The organism is Chryseobacterium formosum (assembly GCF_026460885.1).
Taxonomy (GTDB): domain Bacteria; phylum Bacteroidota; class Bacteroidia; order Flavobacteriales; family Weeksellaceae; genus Chryseobacterium; species Chryseobacterium formosus.
On the sequence record NZ_JAOVZW010000004.1, the window covers coordinates 61480 to 78374 of the forward strand.

Here is a 16895-nt window from a genome sequence, read left to right on the forward strand (position 1 = left end):
TTTTTGTGAATTTTTAAACCTAAGTGTTTGATAACTAAACTTCATTCATCAATTCCTGAAACCTTTCAGTAAACAGTCCGATATGTAAACCATCCATCAATCCGTGATGTGCATTAATCGAAACTGACATTAATTTTTTACCATTTTGTTCGGTGACTTTTCCAAAAGAAATTTTAGGACAACTATCCGGAAATGCAAAACTTCTTGCATGAGAAAGTGCAGTGAAATCAAGCCATGGAACAGCTGAAAAATGAATAACATTTTCTCCCGAACCTGCAGGAATTAAACCTTTAGATTGTTGTACTCTTGCAATTTCTTTTTTTGCTTTTTTATAAAATATTTCTTCGTTCTCAAGATAATCCATATAAGAGAAACCGAAAGTTTCATCAGGTCTGTTGATTGTTGCCGAAGCATTTATTTGATCAAACAAATAGACTTCTTTATCAATAATTCTATAGCGGAAATTTTCTATATTATTGGCTGCTTTTAAAGCTCTGTAGAGATAATAAAGAAAAAAAGAACTGCTTTTTTCTTTTGCATTTTTGTAAGCAATTGTACAGTCAATATTTATGGTTACTCCAAAAAATGGTTCTTCAAATTTCGAAAAAAATAGGAAATGTTCTTTTCTTTTCCAATCGTCAAGTTTAATAAGTTTCTTCATAATTTATACATTTATATCGGGAAATAGAATGAAATCAATAGTTTTATTTTTCATTACTATTGTGTAATTTTCTACCGCAAATTTCACCTTAAATAAAAAATCCCGAAAGGACATTTGTCCCGAATAAAAATATGTTACGAACAAACCATACGTTTTTAGATTTTATTACCAAACTTTATCTACAGCAGGAGAGAAAAGAAGATGTGATTTTGAAACAATTTTCAAAAGGACAAAAGCTTCTGATTCAAAATAATAACTCATCCAAAGTTATGTTCATGAAAGAGGGGATTGCAAAGTGTTATTTCAGTGAAGAAAATGATAAAGAATTTATTTTGGAATTTTTAGGAGAAGGTGAAATCATTGGCGAAATCGAATGCATTAGAAATATTCCTTGTTTATGCAATATCGAAGCAATGACCGATGTTTCGGTGTATGCTTTGTCGATACCATATTTTCAGAGTTTATTAAAAAATAACTTAGAACTAAATGCTTTATTGGTTGATGCTTTTGCTGAGCGAATTGTGAATACTTCGAGCAGAGCATCTTTTCAGCAATTATATACTGTTGAGCATAGTTTGCGAAAACTTTTGGATCTGCAGTTTAAACAAGATATTCACCTTTCAAAAGAAGATTTGGCGGCGTATTTGGGAATTTCGGTTAGAAGTTTAAATAGAAGTTTGAAAAATTTAAACGGATAAATTTAAAAATGATTGTATACTACAATTAAGCAAGTTTTCCCTAAAATTTTCAACATGAAAGAGCAGGATGCTGTAAATCCTCAAAATCTATATTTTTATAAAAATGAAACGAAATAATAATTTTCTTTATTAAACAGGAGATTATTTTAATTGGTTTTTGAATTTTGTAATAAATATTCATTAAAATCAAATCATTTAGCAATAAAATTAAATTATGAAGCGTCAAAACAAATCAAATATCCTATTATCTTTATTTGCTCTTTTTATTTTTTCTTCAACCATAAAAAGTCAAGATAAATTCCCAGACGGAACAGTAATTCCAAAATGGTTTAAAGAAAACAAACCAACAGACATCAACAAATTAGGCAAAAAATACATCCTTACAGAAAATGGTGTGAAGAACGACAGTACAGTTCTTCAGACAAAACAACTTCAGGCAGTCATTGATTTGGCGGCTAAAAATGGCGGCGGAGTTATCATTGTACCAAAAGGAACATTTTTAATTAGTTCGGTTTTCTTCAAGCAGGGAACACATTTGTATCTGGAAAACGGAGCAAAATTAAAAGGAAGCGACGATATCAATGATTTTCCGGTGGTAACGACAAGAATGGAAGGTCAGACCGTGAAATATTTTCCGGCTTTAATCAATGCTGATGGTTTAGACGGTTTCACGATTTCAGGAAAAGGAACATTGGATGGAAATGGACTTCGATTCTGGAAATCATTCTGGAAAAGACGCGAATGGAATCCTAAATGTACCAATATGGATGAAATGAGACCAAGAATTATCTATGTTTCAAATTCCAAAAATGTTCAGGTGGAAGGAATAACCATTAAAAACTCACCTTTCTGGAGTACACATTATTACAAAAGTGATTTTGTGAAATTATTAAATCTGACGATTCTCGCTCCAAAAGAACCTGTAAAAGCACCAAGTACAGATGCTGTTGACATCGATGCTTGCTCAAATTTTTTAATCAAGAATTGCTATATGTCGGTTAATGACGACGCAATTGCATTGAAAGGAGGAAAAGGTCCAAAATCTGATAAAGACCCGAACAACGGTGAAAACAGAAATATTCTTATCGAAGACAACAGTTTCGGATTTTGCCACAGCGTTTTGACTTGCGGAAGCGAATCGATTCACAATTACAATGTGATTCTTCGCAATTCTAAAGTAAACGATGCATCAAGATTATTACATTTAAAAATGCGTCCGGACACGCCTCAACATTATGAATATTTAACGGTAGATAATATTTCAGGAAATGTAAAAACCTTCATCTATGTGAAAGGCTGGAATCAGTTTTTTGATTTAAAAGGTGAAGAAAGACCGAGAAAAGGTTTGGCCAACAATATCACGATAAAAAATATCGATATCAGTTGTGAAACGGCATTCTCTGTTGAAAAATCTGATTTGTTTGACTTAAAAGATTTCACATTTGAAAACTTCAAAATCAAAGCTCTGAAACCTGAAATGCAAAACCTGAATCACATTCAGAATTTAAAGCAGAAAAATATCAATGTGACGCAAGTCGCTTCTCTCACGCAATCTTACGACAAAAAAGACGATTCCGATATTTCTGCTAAATGAGTTTTTATTCCAAAATATTCGTTCTTTTATGCTTTTGCTCACAGTTTCTGCATTCTCAATCTAAGGAAATCCAATTCCTGAGCGGGACAGATTCTGAGCATACGAAAGATTGGGATTTTTGGATAACCGGCGGAAGAAAATCAGGAAGATGGGATAAAATAAAGGTTCCTTCACAATGGGAACAGCAGGGATTTGGCTCGTACAATTACGGGCGGGATTACGTCACCTACGGCAAAAATTTTAAATTCAATGATGAAGTAGGTCTGTACAAACATAAATTTTCAGTTCCGAATTCGTGGAAAGGAAAATCAGTTAACATCGTTTTCGAAGGTTCGATGACCGACACAGAGGTGAAAATCAACGGAAGATTGGCGGGAGAAATTCACCAAGGCGCTTTTTACGAATTTAAATATGATATTTCTGATAAGTTAATTTTCGGAAAAGAAAATATTTTAGAAATTAAAGTTTCCAAAATGTCTGCGGACAAATCAGTCAACAACGCAGAACGTCTGGCTGATTATTGGGTTTTAGGCGGAATTTTCCGTCCGGTTTATTTAGAAGCCAATCCTAAAGAAAATATTCCATCAACATCCATCGATGCCAAAGCAGACGGAACTTTCCGTTCGAATATTCATTTAAAAGGAATCAATTCTGTCAACAATGTAAAGGTTGAAATTTTTGATGCTAAAAATAATTTAGTTGGTGAATCTCAAGTGAAAATTCAAAAAGGCGATACTTTAAATCAGATTCAATTTTCGATTAAAAATCCAAAACTCTGGACGGCCGAAACGCCCAATTTATACAAAGCCAAATTCAGTTTAAATAAAAACAGAAAAAACATTTTCCAATCCGAAGAAAAATTCGGTTTCAGAACGATTGAAATCAAAAAAGGCGACGGAATTTACGTCAACGGAATCAAAGTCAAAATGAAAGGCATCAACCGTCACGTTTGGTGGCCTGAAACGGGAAGGGCAGTCAACAAAAACATCGATTTGATGGACGTTCAGCTCATCAAGGAAATGAATATGAATGCCGTTCGGTGTGCTCATTATCCGCCAAACAAATCCTTTCTGCAAATTTGTGATTCGCTGGGCTTGTATGTTTTGGATGAATTGGCTGGATGGCAAAAGAAATACAGCACTGAAGTTGGGAAAAAGCTCGTGAAAGAAATGGTTACAAGAGATGCGAACCATCCTTCCGTCATTTTCTGGAGCAACGGAAATGAGGGCGGACATAATTTTGATTTGGATGCGGAATATGCAAAATACGACTTATCAAACCGTCCTGTCATCCACGCACATCACAAGCCAAACAACGCTTTCAACGGAATTGACTGCAATCATTACGAAGATTATTACAGCACCAAAAAAATTCTTGAAGGAGAAAATATTTATATGCCGACCGAGTTTCTGCACGCTCAGGACGACGGCGGTGGTGGAACTTCTCTCGCTAACTACTGGGAACTTCACTGGAATTCCAAAAAAGGTGCAGGCGGTTTTCTATGGGCGTTTGCTGATGAAGGTTTGGTGCGAACTGATTTTAATAATCAGCTTGATGTGAATGCGATAAACGCTCCTGATGGAGTGGTCGGTCCGCATCGTGAAAAAGAAGGAAGTTTTTACGCTATCCGAGAAATTTACAGTCCGTTAAAAATTGATTTAAAAACTTTGCCGACAGATTTTAATGGAACCATTCCTGTTGAAAACCGATACCATTTTACGAATTTAAATGAATGCAAGTTTGAATGGAAACTGGTCAAATTTAAAACACCATTTTCATCAGAATCCGGATTTGATGTTCTTCAAAATGGAAAAGCAGAATCTCCGAATATTAAACCAACAGAAAAAGGAAATATTAAATTAAATCTTCCTCAAAACTGGAAACAAAATGAAGCTTTAATGCTGACTGCTACCGATTATTTCGGAAAAGAAATTTATACCTGGACTTGGAAATTGAAGTCTAATGATGATATTTCAAAACAGTTTTCAAAATCTTTAATCAAAGAATTTCCTGTTTCAGTGATTGAAAATGATTCATTATTTATTTTAAAATCGGAGGAAAAAGAATTTTCATTTGGAAAGAAAGACGGATTGTTAAAGTCAATTGTTTTAGATAAAAAAGGCAAAAAAATGAATTTCCGAAACGGACCTGTTTTCGTAAACAGAAAAATGGAATTATCGTCCATAAAATCTTTTGCAGAAGGACAGAATCAGGTAATTCAAATTTCTTACAAAGACGGGAAAAAGGCAGTCTGGAAACTGAATCCGAACGGAATTTTAGAATTGAATTACGAATATTCGCTTGCCGGAGATTACCAGTTTACAGGCGTAAGTTTTGATTATCCAGAAAATTATGTCATCGGAGCAAAATGGCTCGGAAAAGGTCCATATCACGTTTGGAAAAACCGAACTCAGGGACAGACTTACAACGTTTGGCAAAATCTGAAAAACTCTACCCGAACAGGTTTTTCACCTTGGATTTATCCTGAATTTAAAGGCTATTTCGACGATGTGTCTTGGTTGCAACTGAATATAGCAGAAGGAAAAATAATGGTCGGGACGAAAGAAGAAAAAATGTTCGTCAGACTTTTCGATTTTTACGGAATTTATGGTGCGGAAGGTTATCCGAAACTGCCGACAGGAAATATCTCTTTCCTTGATGCGATTCCACCTTTGGGAACTGCTTTGGCGTTTAATATTAATAATGACACTTCGACTTTAGGCCCGGAAAGTGAACTGAATCATCTGAACGGAACTTTTAAAAGAACTTTATATTTTTATTTTGGTCTGCCGGATTTGGGTGATGAAAATAAGCAGTTTACAATGCCAAAAGAAAATATTTTAACAGATTAAGATGAAGAATTGGATTTCACTTTTAACCGTCCTTTTCTGCGCAGCGATATTTGCACAGCAACCCACTTTCAAATTTGATTTTGGTGGAAGCAGACTGGAAAAAGGTTTCATTCCAATCAATTCGACTTCAAAATTTGATAAAAAAATAGGCTATGGATTTATGAATATTTCTGGTTTGAAATCTGTTGACAACGGCGGAAATGCTTTGAAGGGAGATTTTATAACCAGCGACAAACCGTTTTATTTTTCAGTTGCAATTCCTGAAGGAAATTATAATATTACATTAAATCTTGGCGACTCTAAAGGAACATCTGAAACAACAGTTCGTGTAGAAAATCGTCGTCTGATGCTCAATGACGTCAAAACTAAAAAGGGCAAAATTCTTGAAAAACAAATCACCGTTCACGTTAAAGACAGTATTATTAGAAATCAAAACGGCGAAAAAATCGGAATTGTAAAATTAAAACCAAGAGAAACAAAATATTTGCATTGGGACAATTTGTTGACGATTGAATTTAATGATAAAGCTCCGAAAGTGTGTTCAGTAATTATTCAACCTAACAAAACGGCAAAAACTATTTATTTGACGGGCGATTCAACGGTTGTCGATGCGCAATACGAACCGTGGGCTTCTTGGGGACAGATGTTACCGTATTTTTTCGTTCCGAATGAAGTTGTGATTGCCAATTATGCCGAAAGTGGAGAAACTTTAAAAGCCTTTGAAGACCGCCACCGAATCGATAAAATCTGGAATAAATTAAAACCCGGAGATTATTTGTTTATCCAATTCGGTCACAACGATCAAAAAGCAGGAAACAGCACAAAATCCGGTTACCGAAAAAGATTAAAAGAATGGATTCAAAAAGCCAAACAATTGGGAGTAATTCCTGTTTTGGTTACCTCAATGAATCGCAGAGTTTTTGATGAAAACAATAAAATTGTCAATACTTTAGACGATTTTCCTGATGCGATGCGGGAAATTGCAAAAGAAGAAAAAGTTGATTTAATTGATTTAAATGCATTAAGCAAAACCTTATTCGAAGCAATGGAACCTGAATCGGCAAAGAAAGCATTTGTACATTATCCCGCAAACGCTTATCCAAACCAACCCACAGCTTTGGCAGACGACACGCATTTTAATCCGTACGGAGCTTATGAATTAGCAAAATGTGTTGTAAAATCTATCGTTGACCAAAACTTGCCTTTGAAGAAATATATTTCAAAAAATTATAAAAATTTTAACCCCAATAAACCCGATGATTTAGAAAAATTCCATTGGCCGGAATCTGTTTTTATGGAATCTTTAAAACCTGATGGAAATTAAAAATCTTTGATTTTTTGAACTAATGTGTTCTTCTAAGCAGTCGAATCATTTTCTTAAAATATCCAATATATTAAAAAACTTTTGTGCCTTTTGTGGTTAAATTTAAAGTTGAAAAAATGAAAATTAAAAATATACTCAAACTAAGCGTTCTCTGTTTTGCTTTCGGAAATCTTTCCGCACAAAATCCGTGGCCAAAAGCGACGAACACGGCTCAACCGTGGACGCGTTGGTGGTGGATGGGAAGTGCAGTTGACGAAAAAGGTTTGGACAAGCAATTGACAACTCTTTCCAAAGCAGGTTTCGGGGGAGTTGAAATTGTCCCGATTTACGGTGCAAAAGGTTTTGAGGATAAATACATCAATTATCTTTCTCCGGAATGGATGAAAATGTTGCAATTCACGACAGATAAAGCTAAAAGTTTGAAAATGGGCGTTGATATGGCAGTGGGAACGGGCTGGCCAATTGGCGGACCGCAAGTTGATGAAAATGATGCTGCGACGAAGATGATTGTTCAGACTTATGAGATTCAGCCGAATGAAAAATTTTCTGAAAAGATTGTTTTAAAAGACGAAAAACAGAAGAATTTAAAAACCACAAAATTGGATGTTGTTACTGCATACAATGAGAAAAATGAAGCGATAGTTTTAACAGATAAAGTAGCTCAGGACGGAACTTTAAACTGGAAACCAACCTCTGGAAAATGGACAATCTACGCAGTTTTTATCGGTAAAACTTTACAGAAAGTAAAACGTGCCGCTCCGGGTGGCGATGGCTACACTTTAGACCATTTTTCTCCCGATGCGACGAGGGATTATCTGAAAACTTTTGATAAAACTTTTGGAAATTCAAACTATGGAGTCCGTTCGTTTTTCAATGATAGTTATGAGGTTTATGGTGCAGATTGGACGGCCGATTTTAAAGAAGAATATAAGAAAAGAAGAGGTTACGATTTGAGTCAGTACATCAAATATTTGGTGAGTGATGAAGAAAGCGAATTGGCAGGAAGAATAAAATCCGATTACCGTGAGACAATGAGCGAATTGATTTTACATAATTTCACAGAAAATTTCACAAATTGGGCACATTCTAAAAACTCACAAAATACCAATCAGGCACACGGTTCGCCGGGAAATTTATTGGATTTATATGCTGCAGTTGATATTCCTGAATCTGAAACTTTCGGAAGTACAAAGTTCGATATTCAGGGTTTGAAAAGAAATGTAGAAGACATCAATACAAAGGAAGTTCCCGACATTAATATGTTGAAATTTGCTTCTTCGGCAGCAAATGTTACAGGGAAACCTTTGATTTCCAATGAATCTTTTACGTGGCTCACAGAACATTTCAAAACGTCTTGGTCAGAGGTAAAACCTGAAGCTGAACAGATTTTTCTCTCAGGAATCAATCATATTTTCTATCACGGAACAACGTATACTCCAACTGATGTTCCGTTTCCGGGGTGGTTGTTTTATGCTTCGACGAATTTTGTTCCAGAGAATTCCTTATGGCCAAACATTAAAGGCTTAAATTCTTACATTGAAAGAACGCAATCTGTTTTGCAAAGCGGAAAATCAGACAACGAAATCCTGATGTACTGGCCGATTTATGACCAATGGGCGAGTCCGAAAGGGAAAGATATGGCGTTCAAAATTCATAATATTGAAAAGTGGCTGCATCCGACTGTATTTTACGAAAACCTTGAGAAATTAGGAAAATCAGGGTATTCTCTGGATATGATTTCAGATAAAATGATTGGCGAAGCGAAGTTTGAAAATCAAAACATTCAGGTAACGAAAAATGGAGGTTCTTACAAGGTTTTAATTATTCCTCAACTGAATTATTTCTCTGAATCAACCTTAAAAAATATTTTAAACTTAGCTCAAAATGGAGCTTCGGTGATTTTCCAAAGGGAACCAAAAGACGTTCAGGGATTTTTTGAATTTGAAAAAAGAAGAAATGAATTACAATCTTTATGGACTAAAATTCCTTTTCAGCAAGACGGAAATTTAAAATCAGCAACATTCGGAAAAGGAAAAATTGTGTTGAGTTCTGATGTTGAAAAAGCTCTAGAATATTTAAAAATTGAAAGAGAAAAACTGACAGATACAGGATTGAAATTCGTCAGAAGAAAGTTCGATGGCGGAAAATATTATTACATCGTCAATCACACTTCCAAAGAAATCAATCAAAATATTCCTTTGAATTTTATCGGAAAGCAGGTTGCTTTAATGAATTCTGAAAACGGAGATTTCGGACTTGCCGAAACGCAAAATAATTCGGTAAAAGTTCAATTGAAATCAGGAGAATCTTTAATTATAAAAGCTTCAGAAACTCCGGATAATTCAATTTCAAAATGGAAATATATTGAAAAAACAGATGCTGCGATTGTTCTAAATCAACCTTGGCGACTGACTTTCAAAGAAGGTGGCTCCGAACTTCCTAAATCAAAAACTTTAGACAAACTTCAACCGTGGACGAATTTCTCAGAAGATGCTTCAACGCAGAGTTTTTCGGGAACTGGAGTGTACACGACTTCATTTAAATTAAATAAAAAAGCCGACGATTTTGTACTGAAATTCGACAAATTGTATGAAAGTGCAAAAGTCATCATCAACGGTCAGGATGCAGGAATTGTTTGGAGCCTTCCGTTTGAAATCAACGTCGGAAAATATTTGAAAAGAGGAAAAAATACCATTCAGATTGAGGTGTCAAACCTGATGGCAAACCGAATCCGTTATATGGACCAGAATAAAATCCAGTGGCGAAATTACAACGAAATTAATTTTGTAAACATCGACTATAAACCGTTCGACGCTTCTAACTGGAAAGTACAACCTTCAGGTTTGGATGGCGAAATTCAATTAATTCCAATTCATTATTCAAAATAAATTATAAAAATGAAATATTATTTGTTGAAAAAGTACCAAAATAATTTTATCTAAGATAAAATCTTTGCGCCTTAAAAAAGTATTTTTCTCATTAACTTGCGTCTTTGCGAAAAACCAACAAATAATTTAAAATAAATAGATATGAAGCAGAATATCGTAAAAACATTAGCGTTAGGAACGCTCCTCACATTCGGATTTTCCAATGCTCAAAACAAACCGAAAGTCGTTTTAGACAACTTTTTTAACAACGAAAAAAAGGAAAATAAAGAAACCAAAGTCCTTGAATCTTGGCACTACACGTGGAACGACACTTCCAACGGCGGATTTTCTTTGCTGGGCGAAATCTTCCAAAAACAAGGCGCAGAAATCGGTACTTTAACTAGAGCTCCGTCAAAAAATGATTTGAAAAAAGCCAATATCTACATCATCGTTGATGCTGATATAGACAAAGAAGCTTATGGCGGAAAAGCCAATCTGATTGATGCCAATTCCATCAAAAACCTTACAGAATGGGTGAAAAAAGGCGGTGTTTTGGTTTTGATGAGTAACGACAATGGCAATTCTGAGTTTGAACATTTCAACAAATTGGCGGGAGAATTTGGGATTCATTTCAATGATGACAGTTATAACCGCGTTCAGAAAAGAGAATTTGAACAGGGAAAAGTGATGGTTCCGGCTGGAAATGAGATTTTTTCCGAGCAAAAATTATATATGAAAGAAGTAAGTTCAATTGACGTAAAAGGTCCTGCCAAAGCAATTTTGATAGCAGAAGGCAAGAACATCGGAGCGATTGCAAAAGTCGGCAAAGGAACTGTTTTCGCATTGGGAGACCCGTGGTGTTACAACGAATATATTGACGGTAAAAAACTTCCTGCAGATTTTACCAATTATCAGGGAACTGAAGAATGGGTGAAGTGGTTGCTGAAGCAGGTTTCTAAAAAATAAACTAATCTGTGCAATCGATTGAAATGTGATGATTGGAATTATTTGAGCAACTTAATCCGCCTTCCGCTCCCAATCTTTTCACTCCACTTCGTTGCGTAAAAAGGGATTTCCGCTCAAGTCGGGTTGCGAGAGATTCAACGTTTAAAATGGTATTAGAGCATTTGTCATTCTGAACGAAATGAAAATGGAGTGAAGAATCTCGACTAACCTAATGAGATTCTTCATTCGTCAGAATGACATTGTGAAAATATTAGTTTATAAAAAGCATTTAGCCAAAACATAAAAATAATTAGATATTGATATAGAATTATGAAAATCAAATATATCTTCATTACATCCGCCATTTTTCTTTCGCAAACATTCTTTGCCCAAAGACAAATGGAATACCTGAAAAGAGGAATCGTAGCTATTCCTGTAGAATCAGGCGTTTTTGTGAGTTGGCGATTGCTGGGAACGGAAGCTCAGAATACCCATTTTGATTTGTATCGCACAGAAAACAATCAGACCAAAAAGCTGAACGAAAAACCTTTGCTTAACGAAACCAATTTTTTAGATAAAACCGCTGACAAAGGAAAAAATTATACCTATTTCGTAAAATCAAATACACAACATCAAGACGTTGACCAAGATTTTGCAAAATACACAGCGAATCAAAAGCCTTATTTTTCAATTCCGCTGAAAACACCAGAAGGTTACACTCCGAATGATGCTTCGGTAGCCGATTTGGATGGTGACGGAGAATATGAAATCATCCTTCATCAAACTGGAAGGTCGCACGACAACAGTCAGAAAGGAGAAACAGACCCGCCGATTATTCAGGCTTATAAACTGAACGGACAGTTTTTGTGGGAAATTAATTTAGGCAAAAATATCAGGGAAGGTGCGCATTACACACAGTTTTTAGTGTATGATCTAGACCAAGATGGAAAAGCCGAAATCGTAATGAAAACCGCCGACGGGAGCAAAGACGGAAAAGGGAAATTCATTGGTGACTCAACAAAAAATTACGTCAATGAAAACGGAATGATTCTTTCCGGACTTGAATTCTTGACTGTTTTTGACGGACAAACAGGAGCAGAAATTAATACTGTAAATTATGAAGTTCCAAGATTTGCAGGAAGTTTGAATCCGACCAACGAAGAAATGACCGAAACTTGGGGTGATGCCAAAGGAAACCGCATTGACCGATTTTTAGGAGCCGTTGCTTACCTAGATGGAAAGACTCCGAGTGTGATTATGTCGCGAGGTTATTACACCAAAACAGCAATTGCTGCTTGGGATTATAAAGATAAAAAACTCAGTTTAAGATGGCTTTTCGATACGGAAAGTTCAGAAGAAAATAAAAAATACCGTGGACAAGGAAATCATAATTTAAGTATTGCAGATGTCGATAACGACGGAAAAGATGAGATTGTTTTCGGAGCGATGACTGTGGATGACGATGGAAAAGTGTTGAACAGTACAGGTTTCGGTCACGGCGATGCTTTGCACGTTGGAGATTTAGACCCATCCAATCCGGGACTGGAAATTTTTGATATTCAGGAGAGGTTTGATGATGCGGGAGCGCATTTCAGAGACGGAAAATCTGGAAAAGTTTTATGGAAATTACCGTCTACAGTTTATAGCAAACAAGGGAAATTTCAAGGTCCGGGCAGAGGTTTATCTTTAAATATTGACCCTCGTTACGAAGGTTCAGAATCTTGGGCAGCCGGAGCCGGACTTAAAGGAATATATGATACCAAAGGCAAGAAAATAAGCGAGAAAAATCCGCCCGCCAATATGGGAATTTACTGGGACGGAGATTTTTTAAGCGAAATTTTAGACGGAACAGTTGTTTCAAAATGGGATTGGAAAAAGGAGAAATCAAATGTCATTTTTGATGCTAAAAATTATCAGTGCGAATCGAATAACGGGACTAAGAAAAATCCGTCTTTGGTTGCAGATTTATTTGGAGACTGGCGAGAAGAAGTGATGTACAGAACTGCAGATAATAAGGAATTGAGAATTTTTTCTACAACAATTCCGACGAATCACAGGTTATACACTTTAATGCATAATCCGCAGTACCGATTAAGTATTGTATGGCAAAATGTTGGTTACAATCAGCCTCCGCATACAGATTATTACTTGGATGAATCGGTAAAAGAAATTCCAAAGCCTAATATTATTACAGTAAATCTCAATAAATAAAATCATCAATGAAAATAAAATTCATCATTCCAATTGTTGCATTGGTCATTTTGATTGGAGCATCATTTCAGAAACTTCAGGATAAACCTGTTCTTTATATTATTGGCGATTCTACCGTTCAAAATGGCTCGGGAAAAGGCGCAGACTCACTTTGGGGATGGGGAAGTTTTATGTATTTATATTTAAAAACAGATAAAATCGAAATTCAAAATCACGCTAAAGGCGGTAGAAGCAGCAGAACTTTTTTAACGGATGGTCGTTGGGATTCTATTATAAAAGCTATTAAAAAAGGTGATTATGTTTTAATGCAATTCGGTCATAATGATGGTGGCGAATTAGCAGATACTCTAAGAGCGAGAGGTACAATTAAAGGGATTGGAGATGAATCTCAGGATATTTATAATCCAATCAGAAAAGTAAATGAAACCGTTTATACTTTCGGATATTATATGAGAAAATATGCGAATGAAGCCAAATCTAAAGGTGCAATTCCAATTATTGTTTCGCCAATTCCGAGAAATAAATTTAACGAAAAAGGTAAAATTGACAAAGATCAATATGGAGTTTGGGCTAAAGAAGTAGCACAACAGACCGGAGCTTATTTTTTAGATTTAAATAATATGGTTATCGAAAAATATGAAAAAATGGGCGCTGAAAAAGTGAAAGCTTTCTTCCCAAAAGATCATACGCATACTAATAAAGAAGGGGCAATTGTTAATGCAGAATTGGTAACGAAAGGAATTAGGGAACTAAGAAAATGTGACCTTAAAAACTATTTGAAGAGAAAATAGAAAAATAAATATATACTTATGAAAAAACTATTAACAGCAGGTTTTTTTGCCGCAATTATCGGAGGTTTTTCCTCTTGTACGGCTCAAAAGCAGAAAAATGCTAAGGTTGTTCTTCCCAACAAGAAGGAAGTTTTGGAAGTTGCTCAGCGCACGAACCAATATTTTATGAACAAATGGCCCGATACCAAAAAAGATATTGTTGGTAAAAAAGTTTGGCCAAGTAATCTTTGGACAAGAGCCGTGTATTATGAAGGTTTGATGGCTTTGTATTCGGTAGATAAGAAAAAAGAATATTACGATTATGCGATGTCTTGGGCGAACAATCACAATTGGGATTTACAGCGTGGAACCTACACAAGAAACGCTGATCATCAGGCTTGCGGACAGACGTATCTTGATTTGTACGAAATCGACGGCAGAAAGCATCCTGAAAGAATTAAAAACGTTAAAGCAGCGATGGACAGCATGATTGCTACAAAAAAAGTAGACGACTGGTGGTGGATTGATGCGCTTCAAATGTCGATGCCGATTTTTACTAAATTAGGAAGAATCACGGGCGAACAAAAATATTTCGACAGAAACTACGACATGTACGCCTACACAAAATACAAGCATGGTGGAAACGGACTTTACAATCAGCAAGATAAAATCTGGTGGAGAGATAAAGATTTTGTTCCGCCTTACAAAGAGCCGAATGGTGAAGATTGTTATTGGAGCCGTGGAAACGGTTGGGTAGTGGCCGCATTAGCGAAAACATTGGATGATACTCCAAAATCTGATGCACATTATAAAGAATATCTTAAGGATTACAAAGATATGTTAGCGGCTTTGGTTCCGCTTCAGAGACAGGATGGTTTTTGGAATGTAAGTTTGCACGATCCTAATAATTTTGGTGGAAAAGAAACCACAGGAACTGCACTTTTCGTGTATGGAATGGCTTATGGAATCAATAAAGGTTTAATTGATAAGAAAACGTATTTACCGGTTTTAGTTAAAGCCTGGAATGCAATGGTAAAAGATTCTGTTCAGCCAAACGGATTTTTAGGATGGGTTCAGGGAACAGGAAAAGAGCCTAAAGACGGACAACCTTTAGCTGTAGACAAAGTTCCTGATTTTGAAGATTACGGATTGGGATGTTTCCTTTTGGCAGCGAGTGAAGTTTACAAATTGAAGTAAAAACTCTTGTTTTTAAAATAAATTAAAAGACTTAGTAATGAAAAATTGCTAAGTCTTTTTCATTTCGGGAAACTCAGTTTCATAACATTTTTAGTATGATAAGTCAAATTTATGAATCTGACTCTATAATTTGGGAAATATTCTATGATTAAAATGAATCTTTAATCTCGATAACACTCAATATAATAGCTATTTAAATAATCTTTTTGAGACATTGCAAAAATTCTTATTTTATGAAAAATTTAAGCATGACACCACAAGATGCGCAATCGGTTTCATCTTGGTAATTTTCAACATCAATCAATTAGAATAAATTATGAATGCATTATTAGGAGTGATTTTCCATTTTCTCGGAGGCTTTGCTTCGGGCAGTTTTTATATGCCTTACAAAAAAGTAAAAGGTTGGCAATGGGAAACTTTTTGGTTGATCGGGGGTATATTTTCATGGATTATTGTTCCGCCTTTGGCTGCATTTCTTACGATTCCAAATTTTTGGGAAATTATTCAGAACGAAAGTTCTTCGATTTTAGGTTTCACATTTTTATTCGGAGCACTTTGGGGAATCGGAGGTTTCATGTATGGTTTGGGCGTTCGTTACTTGGGCGTTGCTTTAGGAAGCAGCATTATGTTGGGACTTACGATGGTGATTGGTTCGCTTCTTCCTTCTATTTATTATGAATTTAATCCGCAAGACGGAAAAGACAATATTGGTTTAATGTTTTCCAGCGATTGGGGTAAAATGGTTCTTTTAGGACTTTTAGTTTGTGTTGTCGGAATTATCATCAGCGGAAAAGCGGGTGTGATGAAAGACAAAGAACTTCAAACAGATGCTGTCGATCCTCACGGAATGGAAGTGAAAACTGAATATAAATTTGGTTTAGGATTAATCGTTGCGATTATTTCGGGAGTTTTAAGTGCATGTTTTAATTTCGGTTTGGAAGCAGGAAAACCTATGGCAACTATAGCCAACGAAGCCTGGAAAGTTGCCAATCCGAATCAGGGAGAATTTCTTTTCCAGAATAATGTGACTTACGTTGTTGTTCTTTGGGGCGGTATGTTGTCTAATCTTATTGGTTGTCTTTATCTTTCATTTAAAAATAAATCGTATTCAGATTATACCAAAAAAAGTGTTCCTGTTGCAAAAAATATCATCTTCTGTGCTTTGGCAGGAACGATGTGGTTTTTACAGTTTTTCTTCTACGGAATGGGCGAAAGTAAAATGGGGAACGGCCCGAGTTCATGGATTTTGCACATGGCATTTATTATTTTAATTGCAAATCTTTGGGGCGTAATTATCAAAGAATGGAAAGGTGTTTCCAAAAAAACCATTACTACGATTTCTCTAGGAATGTTAGTAATGTTTATCTCTATTTTAATTGTAGGATACGGAAATTCATTAAGATAATTAGTGATGAAAAGAATTGCATTTAAAATGTTTCTTCTTAAAGGATTTGAAGAGGAATATAAAAAACGCCACGCTGAAATCTGGCCTGAACTTGAAAATTTGCTGAAAGAATCGCGAGTGGAAGATTACTCAATCTTTTTAGACGAAGAAACTCATGTTTTATTTGGAGTTTTAAAATGCAGTAATGAAATGAAATATCAAAATCTACCATTGCAACCAATTATGCAGAAGTGGTGGGAATACAATAAAGACATCATGCAGACCAATGATGATAATTCTCCGAAAAGCATCAGTCTGGAAGAAGTTTTTTATTTAAAATAAAGAAGAATTTAGGTGAAAGAATTCTTTTATAATGTGAAATTTTATCTTTT

At 35.4% G+C, this 16895-nt stretch carries 12 protein-coding genes; 11 read left to right on the forward strand and 1 reads right to left on the reverse strand.

The window, feature by feature from the left end:
- Positions 1-34: 34 nt before the first annotated feature.
- On the reverse strand, positions 35-661 hold the full coding sequence (locus OF897_RS04755; protein WP_267264550.1) for a chloramphenicol acetyltransferase: 627 nt from the start codon (positions 659-661) through the stop codon (positions 35-37).
- Positions 662-792: 131 nt separating this feature from the next.
- On the opposite strand from OF897_RS04755, the gene OF897_RS04760 reads away from it, so the two are divergent.
- From OF897_RS04760 to rhaM, 11 genes are all read left to right on the forward strand, one after another.
- The gene (locus tag OF897_RS04760; protein WP_267264551.1) at positions 793-1359 is read left to right on the forward strand and encodes a Crp/Fnr family transcriptional regulator; all 567 of its coding nucleotides are present in this window, start codon (positions 793-795) and stop codon (positions 1357-1359) included.
- Positions 1360-1573: 214 nt separating this feature from the next.
- Entirely contained in the window at positions 1574-2953 is a 1380-nt protein-coding gene (locus tag OF897_RS04765) for a rhamnogalacturonidase (RefSeq protein WP_267264552.1), read from the forward strand.
- Positions 2950-5805, forward strand: coding sequence for a glycoside hydrolase family 2 protein (locus OF897_RS04770; RefSeq protein WP_267264553.1), 2856 nt, complete (start codon positions 2950-2952; stop codon positions 5803-5805). The genes OF897_RS04765 and OF897_RS04770 overlap by 4 nt, the downstream gene beginning before the upstream one ends.
- Before the next feature lies 1 nt (position 5806).
- On the forward strand, positions 5807-7129 hold the full coding sequence (locus OF897_RS04775; protein ID WP_267264554.1) for a rhamnogalacturonan acetylesterase: 1323 nt from the start codon (positions 5807-5809) through the stop codon (positions 7127-7129).
- A 116-nt stretch (positions 7130-7245) separates the two neighbouring features.
- Positions 7246-10017 carry a glycosyl hydrolase gene (locus tag OF897_RS04780; protein ID WP_267264555.1) on the forward strand — a complete coding sequence of 924 codons (2772 nt, stop codon included), beginning with the start codon at positions 7246-7248 and terminating at the stop codon, positions 10015-10017.
- A 141-nt stretch (positions 10018-10158) separates the two neighbouring features.
- On the forward strand, positions 10159-10962 hold the full coding sequence (locus OF897_RS04785; RefSeq protein WP_267264556.1) for a DUF4350 domain-containing protein: 804 nt from the start codon (positions 10159-10161) through the stop codon (positions 10960-10962).
- Between the two features lie 309 nt (positions 10963-11271).
- Entirely contained in the window at positions 11272-13152 is a 1881-nt protein-coding gene (locus OF897_RS04790) for a rhamnogalacturonan lyase (protein ID WP_267264557.1), read from the forward strand.
- Positions 13153-13160: 8 nt separating this feature from the next.
- A complete protein-coding gene (locus OF897_RS04795; protein WP_267264558.1) occupies positions 13161-13943 on the forward strand; it encodes an SGNH/GDSL hydrolase family protein in 783 nt (260 codons plus the stop codon).
- Between the two features lie 18 nt (positions 13944-13961).
- Positions 13962-15119 (forward strand): glycoside hydrolase family 88/105 protein, encoded by a 1158-nt coding sequence (locus tag OF897_RS04800; protein WP_267264559.1) that lies wholly within the window; start codon positions 13962-13964, stop codon positions 15117-15119.
- A gap of 316 nt (positions 15120-15435) precedes the next feature.
- Positions 15436-16524, forward strand: coding sequence for an L-rhamnose/proton symporter RhaT (gene rhaT, locus OF897_RS04805; RefSeq protein WP_267264560.1), 1089 nt, complete (start codon positions 15436-15438; stop codon positions 16522-16524).
- A gap of 6 nt (positions 16525-16530) precedes the next feature.
- Entirely contained in the window at positions 16531-16845 is a 315-nt protein-coding gene (gene rhaM, locus OF897_RS04810) for an L-rhamnose mutarotase (protein WP_267264561.1), read from the forward strand.
- Positions 16846-16895 lie beyond the last annotated feature (50 nt).

What these genes read in the sequence shown, in the direction of transcription:
- OF897_RS04755 (WP_267264550.1), bottom strand. Translation starts at nt 661, where the DNA reads ATGAAGAAACTTATTAAACTTGACGATTGGAAAAGAAAAGAACATTTC.
- OF897_RS04760 (WP_267264551.1), top strand. Translation starts at nt 793, where the DNA reads ATGTTACGAACAAACCATACGTTTTTAGATTTTATTACCAAACTTTAT.
- OF897_RS04765 (WP_267264552.1), top strand. Translation starts at nt 1,574, where the DNA reads ATGAAGCGTCAAAACAAATCAAATATCCTATTATCTTTATTTGCTCTT.
- OF897_RS04770 (WP_267264553.1), top strand. Translation starts at nt 2,950, where the DNA reads ATGAGTTTTTATTCCAAAATATTCGTTCTTTTATGCTTTTGCTCACAG.
- OF897_RS04775 (WP_267264554.1), top strand. Translation starts at nt 5,807, where the DNA reads ATGAAGAATTGGATTTCACTTTTAACCGTCCTTTTCTGCGCAGCGATA.
- OF897_RS04780 (WP_267264555.1), top strand. Translation starts at nt 7,246, where the DNA reads ATGAAAATTAAAAATATACTCAAACTAAGCGTTCTCTGTTTTGCTTTC.
- OF897_RS04785 (WP_267264556.1), top strand. Translation starts at nt 10,159, where the DNA reads ATGAAGCAGAATATCGTAAAAACATTAGCGTTAGGAACGCTCCTCACA.
- OF897_RS04790 (WP_267264557.1), top strand. Translation starts at nt 11,272, where the DNA reads ATGAAAATCAAATATATCTTCATTACATCCGCCATTTTTCTTTCGCAA.
- OF897_RS04795 (WP_267264558.1), top strand. Translation starts at nt 13,161, where the DNA reads ATGAAAATAAAATTCATCATTCCAATTGTTGCATTGGTCATTTTGATT.
- OF897_RS04800 (WP_267264559.1), top strand. Translation starts at nt 13,962, where the DNA reads ATGAAAAAACTATTAACAGCAGGTTTTTTTGCCGCAATTATCGGAGGT.
- rhaT (WP_267264560.1), top strand. Translation starts at nt 15,436, where the DNA reads ATGAATGCATTATTAGGAGTGATTTTCCATTTTCTCGGAGGCTTTGCT.
- rhaM (WP_267264561.1), top strand. Translation starts at nt 16,531, where the DNA reads ATGAAAAGAATTGCATTTAAAATGTTTCTTCTTAAAGGATTTGAAGAG.